This is a genomic window from Streptomyces sp. NPDC004031 (assembly GCF_053604375.1).
Genome location: NZ_JBSGHL010000005.1, coordinates 193,601 through 213,888, shown reverse-complemented (window position 1 = coordinate 213,888; position 20,288 = coordinate 193,601). Strand labels below are relative to the sequence as shown.

The 20,288-nt window shown below is 75.0% G+C and carries 16 protein-coding genes and 1 pseudogene; 8 read left to right on the top strand and 9 right to left on the bottom strand.

Translation table 11 applies throughout. The annotated features are described in order from the left end of the window. Positions 1-271 (top strand): annotated as a pseudogene (locus ACWERV_RS05075) (hypothetical protein); the annotation flags it as partial. Between the two features lie 184 nt (positions 272-455). Here the strand turns inward: ACWERV_RS05075 and ACWERV_RS05070 are convergent. After that, the gene (locus ACWERV_RS05070) at positions 456-2,141 is read right to left on the bottom strand and encodes a carbohydrate binding domain-containing protein (RefSeq protein WP_452928926.1); all 1,686 of its coding nucleotides are present in this window, start codon (positions 2,139-2,141) and stop codon (positions 456-458) included. A gap of 242 nt (positions 2,142-2,383) precedes the next feature. Next, positions 2,384-2,764, bottom strand: a complete 381-nt coding sequence (locus ACWERV_RS05065; protein WP_452928923.1) for a MerR family transcriptional regulator — start codon at positions 2,762-2,764, stop codon at positions 2,384-2,386. Positions 2,765-2,818: 54 nt separating this feature from the next. Between ACWERV_RS05065 and ACWERV_RS05060 the strand changes: the two genes are divergently transcribed. Next, complete coding sequence (locus ACWERV_RS05060) at positions 2,819-4,003, top strand: MFS transporter (protein ID WP_452928920.1); 1,185 nt, start codon at positions 2,819-2,821, stop codon at positions 4,001-4,003. Positions 4,004-4,012: 9 nt separating this feature from the next. Here the strand turns inward: ACWERV_RS05060 and ACWERV_RS05055 are convergent, their stop codons facing one another. Then, the gene (locus ACWERV_RS05055) at positions 4,013-4,405 is read right to left on the bottom strand and encodes an ArsR/SmtB family transcription factor (RefSeq protein ID WP_452928917.1); all 393 of its coding nucleotides are present in this window, start codon (positions 4,403-4,405) and stop codon (positions 4,013-4,015) included. Positions 4,406-4,515: 110 nt separating this feature from the next. On the opposite strand from ACWERV_RS05055, the gene ACWERV_RS05050 reads away from it, so the two are divergent. The 3 genes from ACWERV_RS05050 (at position 4,516) to ACWERV_RS05040 (ending at position 9,656) form a co-directional block, all read left to right on the top strand. Further along, on the top strand, positions 4,516-5,769 hold the full coding sequence (locus ACWERV_RS05050) for an MFS transporter (protein WP_452928914.1): 1,254 nt from the start codon (positions 4,516-4,518) through the stop codon (positions 5,767-5,769). Between the two features lie 93 nt (positions 5,770-5,862). After that, on the top strand, positions 5,863-7,650 hold the full coding sequence (locus ACWERV_RS05045) for an ABC transporter transmembrane domain-containing protein (RefSeq protein ID WP_452928911.1): 1,788 nt from the start codon (positions 5,863-5,865) through the stop codon (positions 7,648-7,650). A 239-nt stretch (positions 7,651-7,889) separates the two neighbouring features. Next, complete coding sequence (locus ACWERV_RS05040; RefSeq protein ID WP_452928909.1) at positions 7,890-9,656, top strand: ABC transporter ATP-binding protein; 1,767 nt, start codon at positions 7,890-7,892, stop codon at positions 9,654-9,656. Positions 9,657-9,681: 25 nt separating this feature from the next. On the opposite strand, the gene ACWERV_RS05035 is transcribed toward ACWERV_RS05040, so the two are convergent. Beyond that, entirely contained in the window at positions 9,682-10,962 is a 1,281-nt protein-coding gene (locus ACWERV_RS05035; RefSeq protein ID WP_452928907.1) for an MFS transporter, read from the bottom strand. A 113-nt stretch (positions 10,963-11,075) separates the two neighbouring features. Here ACWERV_RS05035 and ACWERV_RS05030 point away from each other — a divergent pair, with 113 nt between their 5' ends. Next, positions 11,076-11,273 (top strand): hypothetical protein, encoded by a 198-nt coding sequence (locus ACWERV_RS05030; protein WP_452928904.1) that lies wholly within the window; start codon positions 11,076-11,078, stop codon positions 11,271-11,273. Between the two features lie 129 nt (positions 11,274-11,402). On the opposite strand, the gene ACWERV_RS05025 is transcribed toward ACWERV_RS05030, so the two are convergent. From ACWERV_RS05025 to ACWERV_RS05015, 3 genes are all read right to left on the bottom strand, one after another. Next, positions 11,403-12,614 (bottom strand): RICIN domain-containing protein, encoded by a 1,212-nt coding sequence (locus tag ACWERV_RS05025; protein ID WP_452928902.1) that lies wholly within the window; start codon positions 12,612-12,614, stop codon positions 11,403-11,405. A 93-nt stretch (positions 12,615-12,707) separates the two neighbouring features. After that, positions 12,708-13,964, bottom strand: coding sequence for a ricin-type beta-trefoil lectin domain protein (locus ACWERV_RS05020; protein ID WP_452928900.1), 1,257 nt, complete (start codon positions 13,962-13,964; stop codon positions 12,708-12,710). Between the two features lie 229 nt (positions 13,965-14,193). Next, positions 14,194-15,240, bottom strand: a complete 1,047-nt coding sequence (locus tag ACWERV_RS05015) for a LacI family DNA-binding transcriptional regulator (RefSeq protein ID WP_452928897.1) — start codon at positions 15,238-15,240, stop codon at positions 14,194-14,196. Between the two features lie 420 nt (positions 15,241-15,660). On the opposite strand from ACWERV_RS05015, the gene ACWERV_RS05010 reads away from it, so the two are divergent. Continuing rightward, a complete protein-coding gene (locus ACWERV_RS05010) occupies positions 15,661-17,904 on the top strand; it encodes a CBM35 domain-containing protein (RefSeq protein WP_452928896.1) in 2,244 nt (747 codons plus the stop codon). A 42-nt stretch (positions 17,905-17,946) separates the two neighbouring features. Further along, positions 17,947-18,921, top strand: a complete 975-nt coding sequence (locus tag ACWERV_RS05005; RefSeq protein WP_452928894.1) for a carbohydrate-binding protein — start codon at positions 17,947-17,949, stop codon at positions 18,919-18,921. Between the two features lie 43 nt (positions 18,922-18,964). Here ACWERV_RS05005 and dmpI read toward each other — a convergent pair whose 3' ends face one another. Both dmpI and ACWERV_RS04995 read right to left on the bottom strand, forming a co-directional pair. Then, entirely contained in the window at positions 18,965-19,153 is a 189-nt protein-coding gene (dmpI, locus tag ACWERV_RS05000) for a 4-oxalocrotonate tautomerase DmpI (RefSeq protein WP_398189234.1), read from the bottom strand. A 109-nt stretch (positions 19,154-19,262) separates the two neighbouring features. Further along, the gene (locus ACWERV_RS04995) at positions 19,263-20,210 is read right to left on the bottom strand and encodes a LysR family transcriptional regulator (protein ID WP_452928893.1); all 948 of its coding nucleotides are present in this window, start codon (positions 20,208-20,210) and stop codon (positions 19,263-19,265) included. Between the last annotated feature and the right edge of the window lie 78 nt (positions 20,211-20,288).

Here is a 20,288-nt window from a genome sequence, read left to right as displayed (position 1 = left end):
CTCCTCCGGCCCCTTCCAGTGGTTCGGCTTCCCCGACCCGCACCGCTGGCGGCGCGACTGGGAGCAGAACGGCATCCTCGGCCCGGACGGCGGCCTCGGCGTCGAGGACGACCTGCTGCGCCCGGACCTGACGACGGGCCGGGCGGCCCCTTCGTCTGGTGAGCATGGTTCCTCCGTGGGGGGAAGACGTGGGGGGACAGGTCGCCGTGCGGGCACTCGCCGGGCCGCCAACTCGCCGCAGCGCCACGGGATTCCACTGTGTCACGAGTGACGCACGGGACACAGGTGGCGTGCATGCGCGAACCCCGTCCGGTCCCGGACACGCCGGTGCCCCCGCACACGGCGGGGGCACCTGAGGAGGAGTGCGCGGCCGGGCCCGGAAGCGGCCCGCGCCCCGGTCCGTGACGCGGAACGTCACGGACCGGGGCGCGCGGCGGGCCTCCCCCGGCGGGGCGTCAGCGTCCCTGGAGGGACCTGACGTTGTCGCCGAAGGTCCAGCCCTTTGAACCGTCCCAGTTGATCGACCAGGTCATCAGCCCCTTCAGCGAGCCGCCGAAGGCGTTCCACGACTGGCCGACCAGGCCGGGCGCCATGTAGCCGCCGCCCGCGCCGGGCTGCGCGGGCAGGCCGGGCACCTGCTTGTCGTACGGCACCTTGACCGTGGTGCCCTGGATGGTCAGCCCGTTGTTGAGGCAGGTGGTCTGGGCGGTGAAGCCCGCGACCGTACCGGCCTCGTAGGAGTCGCCGGAGCAGCCGTACATGCTGCCGTTGTAGTACTGCATGTTCAGCCACCACAGCCGGCCGTTGTCCACGTACTTCTTGACGATCGGCAGGTACGCGCCCCAGATCGAGCCGTAGGTGACGCTGCCGCCGGTGACGTACGCGGTCTCGGGCGCCATCGTCAGGCCGAAGCCCGCGGGCATCTGCGCCAGCACGCCGTCGATGATGCGCTCCAGGTTCGCCTGCGAGGCCGACAGCGTGTTGATGGTGCCGCTGCCGGACAGGCCGGTCTCGATGTCGATGTCGATGCCGTCGAAGTTGTACTGCTTGAGGATCGGCACGACGGTCGCCACGAAGCGGTCCGCGACCGCGCTGGACGACAGGTCGATGCCCGCGGCGGCGCCGCCGATGGACATCAGGATCGTCGCCCCGGCCGCCTTGGCCTGGCACATCTCGGCGGGCGTGGCCACCTTGACGCCGGTGTCCATGCCGTCCTGCCACTCGACGGTGCCGTCCGAGAGGATGACCGGGAAGGCGGCGTTGATGACGTTGTAGCCGTGCTGGGCGATCCGGCTGTCGGTGATCGGCGTCCAGCCGAGGCCGGGGTGGACGCCGTTCGCGGCGCCGTCCCAGTTCTCCCAGTAGCCCTGCAGGACCTTGCCGGAGGGCCGGGGCTTGGTGGCGCAGGTGCTGCCCGGCGGGGTGCTGGTCGGCGGTGTCGTCGTGGGGGTGGTCGGGGGAGTGGTGGGCGGTGTGGTCGGCGGCGTGGTCGGGGGCTTCGTGGTGGGCGAGGTCGGCGGGGTGGTCGTCGGCGAGGTGGGCGGCGTCGTACCGGTGCCGCCGGGGCCGCTGAGGCTGAAGTCGTCGGCGTAGTACGTGGGCTGGCCGTACCAGCCGTGCACGTACACCGTCACGGACCTGGTGCTGGCGCCCGTGGTGAAGGTGGTGCTGAGCTGCTGGTAGGAGGACGCGCCCGGGGTCCAGGTGGACGGGTCGGTGCCGCCGGTGCCGGTCGCGCCGATGTAGACGTAGCTGCCCTGGACGTAAGCGCTCAGCGTGTACGCGGAGTTGGGCTGGACGCTCACCGTCTGCGAGCACTGCGCGCTGTCGGAACCGCTCGGGCTGCCCTTCAGTGCGGAACTGCCCGAATGCACCGGGCTGGTGACGGCGGCGCCGCCGCTGCACGTCCAGCCGGACAGCCCGCTCTCGAAGCCGGGGTTGGCCACCAGGTTGGCGGCGGCCGCGCCGGCCGCCGCCCCGGTGCCGACGAGCGCGACGCAGGCGCCCACGACGGCCGCGGCGCTCACCCCGGCGACGGTGCGGTTCACGGCGGCCGAGCGGCGGCCGGTACGGCTGGTGCGCTGCCCGCCGGCCGGCGGTCGGGCCGGCCGGTCGGGGAGGGACGACCTCCGACGGAACATGCTGTGCTCCCTTCTCGCCACGTGCCAAGGGCATGAGCAAGTGAGTGGGGGGAGGGCGTGACGCCCGCTCAGGGTGACGTGGAGACATGCGCGCGTGTGACCGTCGGGATCGTAGGAGCGGCGGCAGGGCGCGTCAATAGGTCTGGACCAAAAGAGGTCTGGACCACGGGCGGAACGCGCCACGCCCGGGACCTGCGGATCGACGTCCCGTCAGGGGCCGCCGGACACGTCTGCGTCGGCCGTCAGGCCGCGGGACGGCCGTTCCGCGGAGCGTCCGGGCCGCTCGCGATGACGGTGTCGAGCAGGCCGCGCGACATCTGGAGGTCGTCGATGGCGGCGGTGATCCGCTCCCGTTCCCTGCGCAGTTCGGCGACCAGGTCGGAGCAGACCGGCACCAGCGCCTCGCCCTCCTCGCGGACGCACGGCAGCACCCTGGCGATGGTCTCCGTGCCAAGCCCCGCGGTCAGCAGCGCGCGGATCTGCCGCACGGTGCCGACGTCCGGCTCGCGGTACACCCGGTAGCCGCTGGGCAGCCGGTCCGGCATGAGCAGCCCCTGCTCCTCGTAGTAGCGCAGCAGCCGCTCGCTGACCCCGGTGCGCCGCACCATCTCGCCGATCCGCACGGTCCGCCTCCCGGGCTTGACTCTCACACCGATGTCAGACTTTAGCGTGACCGCATGAAACGAAGCTCCGTGATCCTCACGGCCCTGTGCGTGTCCGTCTTCGCCGTGGGGACCTCCGAATACCTGGTCGCCGGGCTGCTGCCCCAGGTCTCCGCCGACCTGGGGGTGTCGGTGGGCACCGCGGGCCAGACCGTCACCGTGTACGGGCTCGGGGTCGCCGTGGGCGGCCCGGCCGTCACCCTGCTGACCGCGCGCATACCGCGCAAGGCCCTCGCCCTGGCGCTGATGCTGCTGTTCGCGGCGGGCAGCGCGGTGAGCGCGCTCGCCGGGTCCTACCGGGTCCTGCTGCTCGGCCGCGTGCTGTCCTCGCTGAGCCACGCCGCCTTCTTCGCCCTCGCGCTGGTCGTCGCCAGTCGCGTCGTGCCCGCGCAGAAGGTGGGACGGGCGACCGCCGCCGTCGTCTCCGGGCTGACCGTGGCGACCCTGCTCGGGGTGCCGCTCGGCGCGCTGCTGGGCGAACGGACCTCGTGGCGTGTGCCGTTCGCCGTGCTCACCGGGGTGACGCTGCTCGGCACCGCGCTGCTGGCCGCCGTCGTGCCCCGGCAGGACGCCGAACCGGCCGGGGCCCGCGCCGAGATCAGGGTGCTGGCCCGGCGCCCGGTGCTGCTCGCCGTCGCCACCACCGCCGTCGGCTTCGCGGGGGTGGCCACGGTCTTCACCTACATCGCCCCGCTGCTCACCGACGTCACCGGCTTCGCGCCCTTCACCGTCTCCGTCCTGCTGCTCGCCTACGGGGCCGGGAGCTTCCTCGGCAACCTCGCCGCCGGACGCCTCACCGACCGGGCGCCGGTCGCCACCCTGCGCGGTGTCTTCGCGGCGCTTGCCGTGGTGCTGGCCTGCACGCCCCTCGCGGTCACCCGGCGTCCGACCGCGGTGCTCGCCGTCCTGCTGCTCGGCCTGTTCGCCACCGCCACGATCGCCCCGCTCCAGGGCCTGATCCTGCGGCACGCCGGGGAGGCGCCGACCCTCGCCGTCGCCGTCAACGTCGGCGCCTTCCAGCTGGCCACCGCCGCGGGCTCGGCGATCGGCGGCGCCGTCGTCGCCGCGGGGGCGCTGCGCTGGACGGGTCTCGCGGGCGCGGCGCTCAGCGCGGCGGGCCTGGCCGTCTCCTGCTGGGCGCTGCCGCGGGCGCGTACCGGGCGGGCGCCCGGACCCGGGGCCGTCGCGCCCGCGGGATGAGTCCGCGGCTCAGGTCCCCGGTGGGGTCCAGGCCGCGACGAGGTCGACCAGGCCGGGGAAGCGGGCGTCGAGGTCGGCGACGCGGACGTGGCTGCGGCGTTCCAGGCCGTACTGGCGCTGGCGGGTGACGCCCGCTTCGCGCAGCGCCTTGAAGTGGTGGGTGAGCGACGACTTGGGCCGGTCGAGGCCGAACCAGCCGCAGGAGTGGTCGAAGTCCTCGGACTCCAGCAGGAGTTTGCGGACGATCGTCAGCCGCAGCGGATCGCTGAGCGCGCCGAGCACGGTCTCCAGGCGCAGCTCGTCGACACCCGGCTCCGGGAGCGGTTCGGGCAGGCCGGACGGCTCGGGCAGCACCTTGACGGCGCGTGCGGCCGCCGCGGTCGGGATCGTGGCCGGGGACATGGGCGACTCCTCGTCGGCGCGAACTGCTTGTACGACTTCAATCGTACTGCATGCTAAGTTCGAATCGACTCGTACTGCTGGAGACCAGCAGCACAACGGGAGGAGCAGTCATGTCCGAAACCCGGACCGGATCCGTCCAGGCCGCCCAGGGAAGGCGCCGCGCCCCGGCCGCCGGGCCGCCCGCCGCACCGCTGCGCTGGGTGTGGCTGGCGGCCTGGCCCGTCACCGCGGTCTTCGTGCTCTCGAACGCGGCGACCCCGCTGTACGTGCTGTGGCAGCGCGACATCGGCTTCTCCAAGGGCACCCTGACCGTGGTGTTCGCCTTCTACATCGTCGGCCTGCTCGGCTCGCTGCTGGTCTCCGGCGTGCTCTCCGACCGCATCGGCCGCAAACCCGTCCTGCTGCCCGCCCTGGCGCTCGCCCTCGCCGCCTGCCTGGTCTTCGCCACCGCCACCAGCGTGGCCGCGCTCATCGTGGCGCGGCTCTTCACCGGCATCGCGGTCGGCGCGGCCGTCTCGGCGGGCATGGCCGCGGTGACCGACGTGGCCGGCCCCGCCCGGCGGCGCACCGCCGCCCTGCTCGCCTCCTGCGCCATGGTCTTCGGCGCCGGACTCGGCCCGCTGCTCGCCGGACTGCTGTCCGAACTCGCGCCCGCGCCCACCGCCACCGTCTTCGCCGTCGAAGCCGTCCTGCTGGCCACGGCGGTGCTCTGCGTGCTGCGGATGCCGGTCGGCCGGCCCGCCGCACGCGGCACCGGCGCCTGGATACGGGTGCCCGGTGTCCCGCGCGGCAACGGCCGCCGACTCGCCCTCGGCATCGCGGTGTTCGCCCCCGGCATCACCGCGACGTCCTTCGTCCTCTCGCTGGGACCCTCGCTGCTGTCCGGACTGCTCGGCACCACCAACCGGATCGTCGCCGGAGCCACCGCCTTCGCGATGTTCCTCGCCGCCACCGGCGTGCAGTTCGCCGTCCAGCGGCTGCGCCGCCGCACCATCCTCGCCGCCGGAGCGGTCAGCACCGCGCTGAGCATGGCCGCGCTGGTCGTCGCCGTGCACACCTCGGCGGTGGCCGTCCTCGTCCTCTCCGCGCTGCTGGCCGGCGCCGGCCAGGGCATGGGCCAGCTCGGCGGACTGTCGCTGCTCAACTCCGGCGTCCCGCCGCAGCGCCTCGCCGAGGCCAACGCGGCGCTCAACGTGGGCGGTTACCTGCTGGCCGGAGCCCTGCCGGTCGCTGCCGGGTACCTCAGCGACGCCGTAGGGCTGACCACCGGGGCCACGGTCTTCGGCGCCGTCCTCGCGGGCCTGGCCGCCCTCGCCCTCGCGACGGTCCTGGCCACCGGCCGCGAGGTGACCGACCCCGCCTGACGAAGTGCCGTCCGGCGTACGCCGGTTCGCCGGACGGGCAGCGTGTTACGGTCGCCCGAGGCGTACGTCACGGCGCGGGGCGGAAGGCGGCCGGTGCGGACCGACACTCAGCAGCCCACCGACACCCAGCAGCCCACCGACACCCAGCAGCGCACCGGGACCCGGCGGCCGCTGGCCGGGCCCCCGGCCTCCGCCGGGCGACTGGTCGGACGGTCGCTGCGGCGCAACGCGCGTGGCCTGGCGGCGGTGGTCGCGCTGCTCTCGCTCTGGCAGTTCTCCGAGGCGATGGTCCCGGTCGTCGTCGGCATGATCGTCGACCACGCCGTCGCGTCCGGCAGCACCCGGGCACTGCCGGCCTGGGGCGGACTGCTGGCGCTGGTCTTCGCCTCGCTGATGGTCTGCTACTTCCACGGCGCCGTCCGGGCGTTCCGCACCGACCAGCGCGAACGCCACCGGCTGCGGGTCGAGATCGCCCGGCACGTCCTGCGGCCGGCCGGCGCCCGCACCGGGGCACTGCCCGGCGCGACGCTGTCGCTCGCCACCGCCGACGCGGAGGGCGCCGGCACACTCGCCCAGCCCGCCGGCTACACCCTCGCCTCGGCGGCGGCCGTGCTGGGCAGCGCGGTGATCCTGCTGCGCATCGACCTGGTGACCGGCCTCGTGGTGCTGCTGGGCATGCCCGTCCTGGTGGCCCTCACCCAGCTCGCCACCCCCGCCCTCGCCCGGCGCAGCCGCGACCAGCTCGACCAGGTCGCCCGCACCTCCGCCCTCGCGGCCGACCTGGTGCGCGGCCTGCGCGTCCTGAAGGGCCTCGGCGCGGAGGACGAGGCCGTCGCCCGCTACCGGGCGAGCAGCCAGGCCGCCAAAGCCGCCGGGATCCGGCTGGCCGCCTCGCACGGCGCCCTCGAAGCGCTCTCCACCGGGCTCGCCGGGCTGTTCCTCGCCGCCGTCACCCTGCTCGCGGGCAGCCGCGCGCTGGACGGCACGATCTCCACCGGGGACCTCGTCGCGATCGTCGGCCTCACCCAGTTCCTCGCGGTGCCGCTGCGGGCGCTGGGCCGCACCGGCGAGCAGGTGGGCTCCGCGCACGCCGCCGCCACCCGTATCACCGCGTTCCTCGGCACACCCCCGCTGCTCGCCGGGGGCGAGGAGGGCGTGCCCGGCGGCGCCGCCGCGGGGCTCTCGCTCCGGGACGTGACCACGGGCGCGCTCGACGGCTTCACCCTGGCCTCCCGGCCGGGCGAGCTGCTGTGCCTCGTCGTCCCCGACCCCGCCGCCGCCGACACGCTCGTACGGGTGCTGACCGGCGAGATCCACGGCGCCGCGCTCACCGGCGAGGTCCTGCTGGACGGTACGCCCCCGGCCGCGCTCGGCCTCCACGAGCGCACCCGCAGACTGCTGGTGAACCCCCGCCACGCCCACCTCCTGCACGGCACCCTGCGCGGCAACCTCGACCCCCGGGGCCGCCACGACGGCGCCGCCCTCGCCCGCGCCCTCGACGCGGCCGCCGCGCAGGACATCGCCGCCCTCGACGCCAAGGGGCTGGACCAGCAGGTCACCGCGGGCGGGACGACGTACTCCGGCGGGCAGCGGCAGCGCCTGGCCCTCGCCCGTGCGCTCGCCGCCGACCCGCCGGTCCTGCTGCTCGACCACCCGACGACCGCCGTCGACGCGGTCACCGAGCAGCGGATCGGCGCCGGCATCAGGGCGCTCCGCCACGCCCCGGAGAGCGACCGCACCACCTGGATCGTCACCACCAGCCCCGCCCTCCTCGGCGCCGCGGACCGCGTCGTCGTCGTCCGCGACGGCCACATCACCGCCGAGGGCCCCCACCACGCCCTGACCGCCGACCCCGCCTACCGCGACCTGGTCCTGCGATGAGGCCACGCGGCGCCCGGGGCGGGCGGGGGCCGGGGGCGCCCGAGGCCGGTGCGCGGAGTCGCCGGGGGACGTGGTGCTGGGCCGGGCGAGGGAGCGGGCGTTCGCGGGGAGGGGCTACGGGACAGGTTTCGCGGGCGGGCGTGTGCCGGGGCGCGGGGCCGTCTGGCGCCGGTGCCGGGACGGACGTCGGGCGGGGGTCGCCGCGGTGAGCGCGGGCGGGTGCGGGGAGGGGGATCGCCGTGGGGGATGACGTGAGCGGGGAGCTGCTGCCGACCGGGGGGCGGCGGGAGACCTACGCCTTTCTGCTGCGTGCCGCGGCGTCGGACCGGTGGGGCACGTCGGCCGCGGTCGGGGCGATGCTGCTGGCGAGCGGCGCCGGGCTCGTACCGCCCTGGGCCGTCGGGACGGTCGTCGACCACGTCGTCTCCGGGCGCGGCGGCGTCTTCCCGCAGGCCGTGCTCATCTGCGTCGCCACCGTGGTCGGCGCGCTCGCCGGGGCCGCGGCGCCGGTGGCGCTGGCCCGGGTCGGCGAGCCCGCGCTCGCCGGGCTGCGCGAGGACGTGCTGGACCGCGCGCTGCACCTGCCCGCCGACCGGGTCGAGCGGGCGACGACCGGCGACCTGCTCTCCCGGCTCTCGGACGACGTCCGCACGGTCTCGCAGGGCCTGCGCGACACCGTGCCGGTGGTCGTGGGTTCGGCCGTCGCCGTCGCCCTGACCGCCGCGGGCACGCTGGCGCTCGACTGGCGGCTGGGCCTGGCCGTCCTGGCTACGGGGCCGCTCTTCGGCGCCGGGCTGCGCTGGTACCTGCCGCGCGCCGCGCCGCTGCGCCGCGACGAGCGGATCGCCCAGGGCCGCCGGGCCGAGGCGCTGCTCGGCGGGATCGAGGCGGCCCCGACGGCTCGGGCGTTCGGGATCGGCACGCTGCTGGTCCGCCGGGTCGCCGACGCCTCCGGCCGGGCGGCCGACATCTCCGTCGGCGTCTACCGCCTGTCGCTGCGCCTGCTCATGCGCCACAACCTCGTCGAATTCGCCGGACTGTCCGGCGTGCTGGTGCTCGGCTTCGTGCTGGTGCGCGCGCACCTCACCTCGGTGGGCGCCGTCACCGCGGCGGCGCTGTACTTCCTGCGGCTGTTCGGCCCGGTCGGCGGGATCCTCTTCAGCTTCGGCCGCTTCCTGGAGATCGGTGCCGCGCTCTCCCGGCTCGTCGGCATCGCGGCGATGCCCGCGCCGCCCGCCGCGGACCCGGCCGCCGAACTCCCGGGCGGCGAGGTCGTCCTGGAGGGCATCACCCACGCGTACGTCCCCGGGCGCCCGGTGCTGCGCGACGTCTGCCTGCGGATCGCGCCCGGCGAGCGGGTCGCCCTGGTCGGCGCCACCGGGGCGGGCAAGACAACGCTCGCGGCCGTCGCCGCCGGGGTGCTCCGTCCGGCCGCCGGCACGGTGACGTACGGGGGCACCCCCTACGATCCGGCCGGGACGGGCGCGCGCTCCCGGGTCTTCCTGGTCACCCAGGACGCCCACGCCTTCGCCGGGACGCTCCGGGACGCGCTCACCCTCGCCCGGCCCGGCGCGGCGGACGAGGAGCTGTGGCACGCGCTGTCCGCCACGTTCGCGGACGGCTGGGCCGCCGCGCTGCCCGGCGGCCTGGACACCGTGGTCGGGGCGGAGGGCCACCGGCTCGCGGCCGACCAGGTCCAGCAGCTGGCGCTGGCGCGGGTCGTGCTGGGCGACCCCTGGTTCGTGGTGCTCGACGAGGCCACCGCCGAGGCCGGGTCGGCGGGCGCGCACGTGCTGGAGAAGGCCGCGGCCGCCGCGGTCGAGGGCCGCTCGGCCCTCGTCGTGGCCCACCGCCTGACGCAGGCCCGGCCCGCCGACCGCATCCTCGTCCTGCACGACGGGGCGGTCGTCGAGCAGGGGTCGCACGACGAGCTGCTCGCCCGCCGCGGCCGCTACGCCGAGCTGTGGCGGGCCTGGTCGGACCAGCACGCCGCCGCGCCCGGGTGACGGGCGGGCCGGGCGCGGATTGCCGTCAGCGGTCGGCGGCCGGCACCGCGGGTCCGGTCGCGCCCGGCGCGTCCGCGGCGGGCTGCCCGGGGCGGGTCCGCCCGGCCCACGCCGCCAGCGGCGGCCCCGCGGCGCCCAGGACGGCGAAGAAGGCACCGAGCAGCAGCCAGCCGCCGTGCCCGAGGGCGAGGACCGCGCCGGTCAGGATCAGCGGGGCGAGTGCCTGGCCCGCGTCGAAGCCGATGCCGAGGAAGCCCTGGTACTGCCCCTGGGCGTGGTCGGGCGCCAGGCCGAAGCCCAGCGCGAAGCCCGCGGACGACTCCCACACCTCCCCGACGCTGTGCACGACGACCGCGGCGGTGGCCAGTGCGGGGGCGACCCAGCGCGGGACGTCCGCGGTCAGGGCCATGAGCGGGCAGCTGACCAGGAACATCAGCCCGGCGAGCCGGAAGGCGCGGCCCCCCTGCCCGGGGGTCTCCACGCGGGAGCCGAGCCTGCTCTGGAGCAGCACGCAGACGACACTGTTCGTCGCGTTGACCGCCGCCACGGACCAGCGCGGCGCGTCGGTGTGGGAGATGAGCCAGACCGGCAGCAGCAGGGAGACGACCTGGTACTGCAGGCCCATGGCGCTGTAGAGGCCGACGAAGGACACGTACGGCCGGTCGGCGAGCACCGACCACCGGCGGTGCTCGACCGGCCGGGGCGGCGGCTGCCGGTCGGGCACCCGCAGCAGGACGATCAGCGCGGACAGCGCGAAGCTCGCGGCGTTGGCGAGGATCAGCGCGGTGTAGGCGGCGCGCGTGTCGATCTGGATCGCGGCGGCCGAGCCGAGCGTGCCCGTGACGACACCGAGGTTGACGAAGGTGCGCAGCCGCGCCCGGAAGGCGGCGGGCCGGTCGCCGCCGACCCGCGCGACCAGTGCCCCGCTCGCGGCGCCGTTCGCGGTGCCCGCCAGCCGGTCCAGCACGGCGACGAGGACGAACGCGGACCAGCTGTGGACGAGGACGAAGGCCGCCATGGTCGCGGCCTGGAGGGCGAGGGTCACCAGCCAGACCGTGCGCGCCCCGTGGCGGTCGGCCAGGTTGCCCGCCGGGACACCGGCCGCCAGCCCGCACAGGCCGGCGATCGTCAGACCCGCCCCGACCTGCGCGGCGGGCAGGTGCACCACGAGCGTGAAGTAGAGGATGGCGGCGGTGTTGAAGAGGCCGTTGCCCACCCGGTTGACGAAACTGGCGGCGATCAGGGCGCGCTGCGCGCCGGAATCCGGCCCTCCGGATGTCCGCTGCCCCGCTCGCTTCCTGAACACGCAGGTCAGGCTAACAGGGGTATTTTCCGATACTGCTCCGCGCCGGTGCCCCGAGGGGCTACGCTCGAATGTCCGGGGCCCGTCGAGCGGGCCCGCCAGGCACGGGGGTGCTCATGACCATGATTCTCGCGGCGGCTGCCGTTCTTCTCGCACTGGTCGCCTGCGTCGTGACGCTGGTCCGTCGCAGTTCGACCCGCGGCGACCTGCGTGCCGAGGCCCTGCACCGCGCGGAGGCGGAGCACCAGCGCTCCTTCCACGACGCGCGCACCGTGCACAACGCGGCGGCGATGGGCGACGGCTACCACCGCTGACCCGCGCGGCACGTCACGCCGTCCCCCCGCCCCGGGATTCCGGGGAGCGGAGGGACGGCGTTCGCGTCCCGGCGGCCGGTCGGTCCGGTCCGGGCGCCGGCCCGGTCCGGCCGGTCCGCCGGGCGGATGTCACCTGAGGGACCAGACCTGGTTGGCCTGGGTGCCGCTGCCGTAGCAGTCCCAGATCTGCAACCGGGTGCCGTTGGCGGTGCCCTGGCCGGTGGCGTCCAGGCACTTGCCGGAGTTCGGGTTGACGAAGGTGCCGTTGCCGTTGACGACCCACTGCTGCGCGGTGTTGTTCAGGCACGTCCACAGCTGGACGATCGTGCCGTTGCCCGTGCGGGCGCCCGAGACGTCCAGGCATTTGCCCGAGTTCGGGTTGACGAAGGTGTTGCCGACACGGTTCCACTTCTGCGCCACGGTGCCGTTGCAGTCCCACAGCTGGACCACGGTGCCGTCGGCGGTGCCGGCCGCGTCGACGTCGACGCAGCGGCCGCTGCCCTGGCCGACGATGGTGCTGCCGGTGCCGCCGCCCCCGCCGTCGCCCGAACCGCTGGTGGTGAAGGTGAAGTTGTCGACGCCGAGTCCCGTGCCGCCCACCCACGGCTCGAAGCCGAACTGGACGCTGGTCATGTACCAGGCGCTGCTCATGTAGCCGCGGCCGGTGATGTCGTCGGTGAAGTCCTTGATGTGGACGTCGAGGCTGCCGGTGGTCTGCTGCCGCACGTAGGAGATCACGTTCCAGGAGATGCCGCCGTTGGACAGCCGGCCCTCCCACACGTCCCAGGTGGCGCCCTCGAGGGTGGCGGTGCCGACCTTGCTCCCGGCGGGCTGCGGCGGGCCGGAGTGGCTGCCCCAGATCATCAGCTCGGCGCCGTTGTTCTGCCCGGCGGGGCTGGGGGAGGAGTCGAACCAGATGTCGTACGCGGCGTCCCAGGAGCCGCCCGAGGTGTGGTAGGCGACCGTGGTCTCCGGGTTGCCGAACGCGCTGACCTGGAGCGGGAGTCCGCTGCCCGAGGAGCAGTTGCCGTAGTGGCAGCCGGCGTAGATCGACGGGTAGGCGGCCGGTGCGCCGTTGGTCGGCACGTTGTGGCTCGCGGTGGTGACGGCGAAGCCGCTGCCGGTGACGTTGATGCACTGCGGGGAGGTGTCCCCCCACTCGTTGTTCTGCACGATGTAGCGCCCGCCGGCGATGGACGTGCTGCCGAACTGGTCGCAGATCTGCGTGTCGGCGCGCGCGGCGGCCGGATGGACCAGGGCCGCCGCCGCGGCGAGCAGCAGCACCGCCAGTGCGGCGGCCGCGCGGCGCAGCGGCCGCGGCAGGTGGACGTTCACGGTCACGGACGGTCTCCTCGGGGTCGGTGGTGGGGCACGGACCGGTCGCCGGCCCTGGCGGGCCGGGCCGGGGTCAGGGGGAGGCGGGCCCGGCGGGCGTCAGCGTGGGGTCCACTTCTGGTTGGCGCCGCCCCAGCAGTCCCAGATCTGCACCGGCCGGCCGTCGTCGTTCTCGCCGGTCCCGCCGGCGACCTCCAGGCAGCGGCCGGACGCCGGGTTGCGTACGGTGCCGTCGCCGCCGACCCGCCACTGCTGGTTGGTGCCGCCGGTGCAGTCCCACAGCCCGACCTTGGTGCCGTTGGCCGTGGCCGAGGGCCCGCCCTGGATGTCGAGGCAGCGGCCGGACACCGGGTTGCGCAGGGTGCCGTCGCCGCCGACCTGCCACTGCTGGTTCGCGCCGCCGTGGCAGCCCCAGATGATGGCGGGCGTGCCGTTCGCGGTGCCGCCGCCGTAGACGTCCAGGCACTTGCCGCTGCCCTGGCCGACGAGCGTGCCCGCGGCGTCCGAGCCGTCCAGGGCGCCGCCGAAGCGGGCGCGGGGCACGCCCTTCGCCCAGGCCGTGGGGCCGAGCCCGAGCGAGCCGCCGGCGACGGCGCCGTTCAGGAAGTCCTTGTACCAGAGGTTCCAGTTGTCGTAGCCGCCCTGCGTCCGGACGTAGCCGTACTCCTCGCCGCAGTGCACGCCGTCGACGTGGCTGGGGTCGTCGGCGCACTGCGGGGCGCGTGAGCGCAGGCCCTTCTCGTCGAAGTAGTACTGCGACAGGCCGTGCAGCCACTCGTGCTTGGTGCCCGCGAGCATGTCGCCGCCGTAGCCGTAGCCGTCCGGCGTGCCGGGGTTGCCCTGGGTGGACCAGGTGACCTGGGCCGTGGTGGTGCGGGCACCGCCGCCCGCGGTGGTGTTGTGGTAGTCGGCGCTCGCGTCCCACACGATCACCGAGTCGTAGCGCCCGGCGGGCTGCACGTAGGCGGCCACGTCCTGCGGGACGTCCTCGGGCCAGACGTTCGGCCACACCGAGGGGTCGTTGCCGCCGCGGTAGCGCTCGTTGGTGGTCAGGTCGTGCGGGACGACGACCACGGTGGGCACCACCCGCACCTGCCCGCCGGTGTAGTCGGCGACCGACTGCGGCCAGGTGGTGCCCGCCGCGGTCTGCGCGGCCGACAGCATCGCGCCGCTGAGGTCGGCGGCCGGCTGGCCGGGAACGCGTACGTGCGGGTAGATCAGGAAGAGCACCTTGAACGTCACCAGCGGGGCGCCGGGCGCGGCGGCGGCCGCCCGTGCGGGCGAGCCCGCCCACGACACCAGCAGGCACAGGGCCGCCGCCAGCAGGGCGGCCGACTTGCGGGCTGCGCGTTTCACGAGGACCTCCACGGTCGGGGACGGTCGCGGCGCGGAGCGTCGCCCCAGGGAGGGGGCGCAATCCGCGAGGGGTATGAATCCATGCCGCCGCGCACCGGGTCAACGGGCCGGGCGGCGTTGAAGAAGTGCACCCCGGCGGCCCGGAAACCGCTTCCCGGGCCCTTCCGTGCAGGCCCGCGGGCGAAACAACCGCGAAACCCGCCCGGCCGTCCGCCCGCCCGCGGGCCCCTCAGCCGGGCGGCGGGGCGGTGCTCTGCCGTTCCACGAGCGGGGTGCGCACCTCCACCCGCGGCGGGTCCACGGTCTCCCCGGCGACGAGCCGCAGCAGCGTCCGGGCGGCGAGCGCGGCCATCTCCCGCACCGGCTGGCGGACCGTGGTCAGCGGCGGCTGGCCGTGCGCGGTCAGCGGCAGGTCGTCGAAGCCGACCACGCTGACGTCGTCCGGCACCCGCAGGCCGCGCTCGCGCAGCACGGTGCACACGCTCAGCGCCTGGTGGTCGCTCGCGGCGAAGATCGCGGTGGGCGGCGGCTGCCCGGCGCGGGCGGCGTCGTCCAGCAGCGCGAGGGCCTGGGCGCGCCCGGCAGCGGTGTCGAAGGCACCGAAGCGCAGCCAGCCGTGCGGCACTTCGTGTCCGGCGCGCTCCATCGCGGTGCGGAAGCCGTCGGCGCGGGCCCTGCTGCTCTGGAAGTGGCTCGGCCCGGCCAGGTGCGCGATGCGGCGGTGGCCGAGTGCCAGCAGGTGCTCGGTGGCGGCGATGGCGCCAGCCCGGTTGGTCGCGCCGATCGTCGGCACCCCGGCGTCCACCGCGCCCACCGGGTCCATGACGACGACGGGCAGGCCGCGCGAGGCCAGTGCGAGGTGCTGGCGCGGGGTGGGCTCGCTGGCCACCAGGATTACACCGTCGCAGCGCCGGTCGCGTAACTGGCCCAGCCAGGCGGCGGTACGGGCGGGCTCCGCCTGCAGGCCGCTGACCGCCATGGTGGCCCCGGCGGCCTGGAGCACCTCGCACGCGCCCGCGACGACCTGGGCCGACCACTGGCTGTCCAGGTCGTTGAGCACCAGGTCGAGGATCAGCCCCGGCGGCGGATGGGACGGCCGCCGGCTGTCCCGGTGCCGTGAGAGCACCTGCTCGACGCGCTCCCGGGTGGCGGGGGAGACCCCGGGGCGGCGGTTGAGCACCTTGGAGACCGTGGCCGTGGACACCCCTGCCTCGACGGCGATCATCCGGCTGGTGAGAAGGGCGTCCCGCTGCCGGGCGCCGGGATAGGGCTGCATACGCGCTCCGCGTCCGGAGGAGTGGGGGGAGAGGGACGCTCGGAAAGTTGCGACAGTTTCCATCGGACCGTAGGGACGCCGGACACCGCCGTCAAGAGGCACGACGCCCCAACTGCCGCTCTCGCTCCAGGACATGACGGGACATGGACCGCGTGCGGGCTGCGGGCGGTGACCGGAAACACTCCGATAGTTCACCGTTCACCGGCCCCTGGACGTCCGCCGGGCCCCGGCAGGCCCGCCCCGGCGGGGGACCCGGGCCGTCCCGTCACCGAGTTTCGCGCCCGCTACCTGCGCACATGCCGTCCGCAACGCCTTGCGGCGTTGCCACCGGTTGAAGACTTCAAGCCGCTCCGGTGCCTTGACCCGGCACCGCGGGACGTGACTTCATACCGGCGACCGGCAGACGACCCGGGAGGGCTCGTGGGATACGTGAGACGCGTGTGGTGGAAGGCGGCCGCGGCCGCAGGTCTCGCCCTGGGCCTGGTGCTCCCGGCCGCCCCCGGCGTCGCGGCGCACCCGGCCGGTACGGCGGCGGCCGCGGCTGCCGCGCCGGAGGTGATCACGGTGGACACCGGCGCGCAGAGCGGACCGATGGCCAAGCCCGGCCTCGGCTCGCTCTTCGGCGTCGCCTCGCAGCCCGACACCCCCGCCTCCCTGGCCGCGCAGACGCAGAATCTGCTGGCCCAGCACGCGAGCCTGGACGGCGACACCTCGTACCCCACCTCCACCGAGAGCGTCGCGGGCAAGCTCGGCGGCACCGGCGTGCGGATGATCGTGCGCTACAACGACCTGATGGGCGGCTGGCCGTACGTCTGGAAGGGCCTGGCCGACTGGCTGGGCAAGGTGGACAGCGCCACCCGGTCCGTCCAGAAGTACCGCTCGCAGGTCTACGCGGTGGCGCCGCTCAACGAGCCGGACAACAAGCTCGGCACCTCGGCGAGCAGCCCCTTCATGACCGACCCGCAGGTCCAGGGCGCCACGTACGACGACAAGGTCAACTGGCTGTGGACGCAGACGGTGCGGCGCATCCACGCGATCGACCCGACGCTGCGCACCATGGGTCCCAACTACGAGCACTACAACCCCTGGGAGTCCGCCGACCGGCAGCCCCGGATGCGCGCGTTCCTGGTCAACGCCATGAACACCGGCACGGTCCCGGACGTCATCGGCTGGCACAGCCTCGGCCCGAGCCCCGGCGACGTACCCGAGTCGCTCACGCACTACTACCGGCCGCTGGAGCAGCAGCTCGGACTGCCGGGCGCGCCGAAGCCGGTGGTCGTCGAGGAGTACGGGCCGGGCAGCGGCGACTTCGAGGGCGTCCCCGGCACGATGGTCAAGCACTGGGCCGAGTTCGCCCGGTACGGCATCGACGCCGCCTCCATGGGCACGTACACCAACGTCGGACTGCTCGGGAACACCCTGCGGCGCACACCGGGCGGGCAGCTGTCGCCCAACGCCGGCTGGTGGTTCGAGAACTGGTACCACCAGATGCAGGGCAACCAGCTCGCGGTCAGCCGCTGGGACACCCGCCACTACCAGGCCGCGGACGGCGTCGCGTCCTTCGACCCCGGCAGCCGCACGGTCACGCTGCTGGTCGGCGGGGAGACCACCGACCTCGACGTGCGGCTGCTCGGCGTCGCCGCCCGCGGCCTGGGCCCCCAGGTGCGCGTCCGGGTGGACGACGCGCACTGGACCGGCGACCCGAACGCGGCCCACGCCAGCGTCGAGCAGGGCGGCGACCCGCAGACCGGCGGCTACCGCGTCCTCGACACCACCATGACGCTCGACGGCTCGGGCAACCTCACCGTGCCGCTGCGCGGCCTGGAGCAGTACGACGGCTACCGCGTCACGCTCTCCCCGGCCGCCGCGCCGGACACCCAGCCCACCACGTACGAGGCCGAGCAGGCGCGCAGCACCGACGCCGTCCTGCACAACGGCTCCGACGCGGCGCTCGCGTCCGGCCACGCCTACGTCGGTGGCATCGACCACCCCGACTCCTCGGTCGCCTTCACCGTGACCGCGCCCTCGGCCGGGATCTACACCATGGCCGTGCGCTACGCCAACGGCACCACGGCGGACGCGACCCACACGGTGACCGTCGACGGCCGCGCCGAGCAGCCCGTCGGCTACCCGCCGACCGGCGGCTGGCTCGACACCGAACCGCACACCGTCTGGACGCGGGTCCTGCTGGACGCCGGGACCAACACCGTCACCCTCGGCAAGGGCACGGGCTACGCCGAACTCGACTCCGTCGACATCCGCCCCGACACCCACCGCTACGAGGCCGAGTACGCCGCCGTCACCGACGCCGGTATCCACCCCTTCGCCTACAACGGCTTCCCGGACTACGTCGGCGGCATCGACAACGCCGACAGCGCCGTCGACTTCGCCGTCACCGCACCGGCCGCCGGCACGTACCGCTTCACCGTCGGCTACGCCGACGGCACCACCGCGGCCGCCACCCACCAGGTCCTGGTCAACGGCGCCGCCGCGGGCAGCATGTCCTACCAGCCCACCGGCGGATGGCTCGGCACCGCCGTCCAGGACCGCCTGGAAGCGCAGTCCTCGGTACGCGTCACCCTCGCCCAGGGCGTCAACCACATCGTGCTGCGCAAGGGCGACGGCTACGCCGAGCTCGACTGGGGAGTCCTCGCCCCCGGCTGACCGTCCGCCGCCCTCCGCCCACCCCCCCACAGGAGGCCGTCCATGCGTCTGGACCGCGCACCCCTGCTCGGCTGCGCCGCACTGCTGCTGGCCCTGACCGGCGGCACCCCCGTCGCCGCCGCCCAGGCCCCGCAGCAGGCGGCCCCCGCCGCCGCCCGCACCCTGCTGCCCCGCCCCGCGAACGCCGACCGCTCGCCCGGCGCCCTCGCCCCCGTGACCGGCACCGTGCCCGGTGCCACCGGCCCGGCCGCCGTCCGGCTCGCGGGGCCCGCGGCCACCGCCTTCGCCCGGCAGCGCCGGACGCACGGCTCCGCCGGGGCGCGGACGTCCCCCGCCGCGGCCGCGCAGGGCCAGCTGCACACCGACTGGGGCGTCTACATGCCCAGCAACGGCCCGAACGGGCTCGTCGCCACGCAGAGTGTCCTGCCGGGCACCCGCCCCGCCGGCGGCGACTACCTCTACGCGCCCACCGCCAAGGCCCCGGGCAACTCCTGCATCGAGCTGACCACGGCCTACGACAGCCAGGGCCCGCTGCTGTGGGCGTGGGACTGGTGCGGCTCGGTCAGTCCGGGCAAGACCGTCGTCATGGACGCGGCCTTCCTCGCCACCTACACCACGACCGTCAACGGCCGCCCCGCCTACACCATGGACGAGGTGCAGAGCGACGCCGCCGCCAACACCTGGACGGTGTACCTGTACAACTACGCGCACCAGTCCTGGGACACCTTCTTCACCAGCTCCGGCACCGACAAGAGCGGCTTCACCTTCGGCTGGGACACCTACGAGGTGTACACCTCGGTGAACCCGGGCACCGGCAGCGGCTACTTCTGCGACGCCACGCACGGCACCGTCGTCGAGAGCAGCGGCATCCAGCTCTACGACGGCTCCTGGACCCCCGCCGGCCCGGCGAACGCCCCCCTGTCGTCCGCCCCGCCGTCCGGCTCCGCCTTCGACTGCCCTTCGCTGCGGTTCGGCGTCCCCGCCGCGAACAGCGACTGGACGGCGGCCAACGGCTGACCCCGGGGCCGGGCGGCCCCGGGTCTCGCCGTCCGGCCGGGCGCTACTTCTTGGTATCCGCTGTGAGCTTGCCCGCCACCCCCCAGCTCTCCGGGCTCGTCTCCTGGATCCACACCTGCACGCTCTCGGCCGGGACCTGGAGCGCGTCCACGAACGCGTCGGTGATCCGGGCGACCAGCTCGCGCTTCAGCTCGATGCTCCGCGGGCCCTGCTGCACGGTGACGATGGGCATGATGTCCTCCTGGGTCTCCGGGTCGCGCCCCGAGTGGCTCGCGACCTCCTGGTGACTCCCAGTCCACACGTTCCGGCGGCCCGCACCCAGCCCCGGTCCGAGCGCGCAGTCATCTCGGATCGAGATCGCCCGGCAGGGGACCGGTGCTCCCACCGGAGTCGGCGCGCGCCACGGCGCGGCAGGCGTCCAGCAGCGGGCGGAGGCGGTGCGCCGGGGTCTCCCCGCGCACCGCCAGCACGCCGGGCAGCGCGAGCCGGTGCCCGGCCGGGTCGGTCACCCGGACGAACGCCACCCGGCTGTGGCGCAGTTGGGCGGCGTGGGAGGCGTACACGACCGTCCACGCCGAACGGCCCGCGCCCAGGGACGCGAGGTTGTCCTGGAGCGAGCCGTGGCTGCGGCCGGGCTGCGGCTCGAACCCGGCGTCGTGGCAGGCGCCGACGACGAGGTCCACCAGCGGCGGGTTGTTCCGCCGCTCCGTCAGCAGCAGCGGCAGGTTCGCCAGCTCGGTGAGGGGGAGCGTGCCGCGCCCGGCCAGGGCGTGCCCGGCGGGCAGCGCCGCCACCAGCTCGTCCTGCCACAGCGGCAGCAGGCGGACGCCCTCGGGCACCTCGACCTCGCCCCGGGCGAAGGCCGCGTCCCACTCGCCCGCGGCGACCCTCGCGAGCCGCACGTCGAGGGGGCCGGAGAACAGCTCGACCGAAGTGCCGGGCGACTCCCGCTGGAGGACCTCCAGCACCTGGTCGAGACGCTCGCCCAAGCCCGCGCTGGTGCCGACCCGGAGGGTGGCGCCGCGGTCGGCGACGAACCGCTCCACGGCCCCCGTCGCGCGCCGGGCGGCCTCCAGCACCTCGCGGGCGGCGGGCAGGAACTCCTGCCCCGCCTCGCTCAGCCGCACGTGCCGGGGCGAACGGTCGAACAGCTCGACGCCCAGCTCCCGCTCCAGCCGGCGGATCTGCGTGCTCACGGCCGACTGGGCGATCACGAGGCGTTCGGCCGCCCGCCCGAAGTGCAGATCCTCCGCCACGGCCACGAAGTAGCGGATCTGGCGCAGCTCCATGCCGCCGCGTCCCCTCTCACCCGACGACGATCTTTCCAGGCTATCCGGCGGAACCGGCGGGCTCCGCCGCAGGTCCTT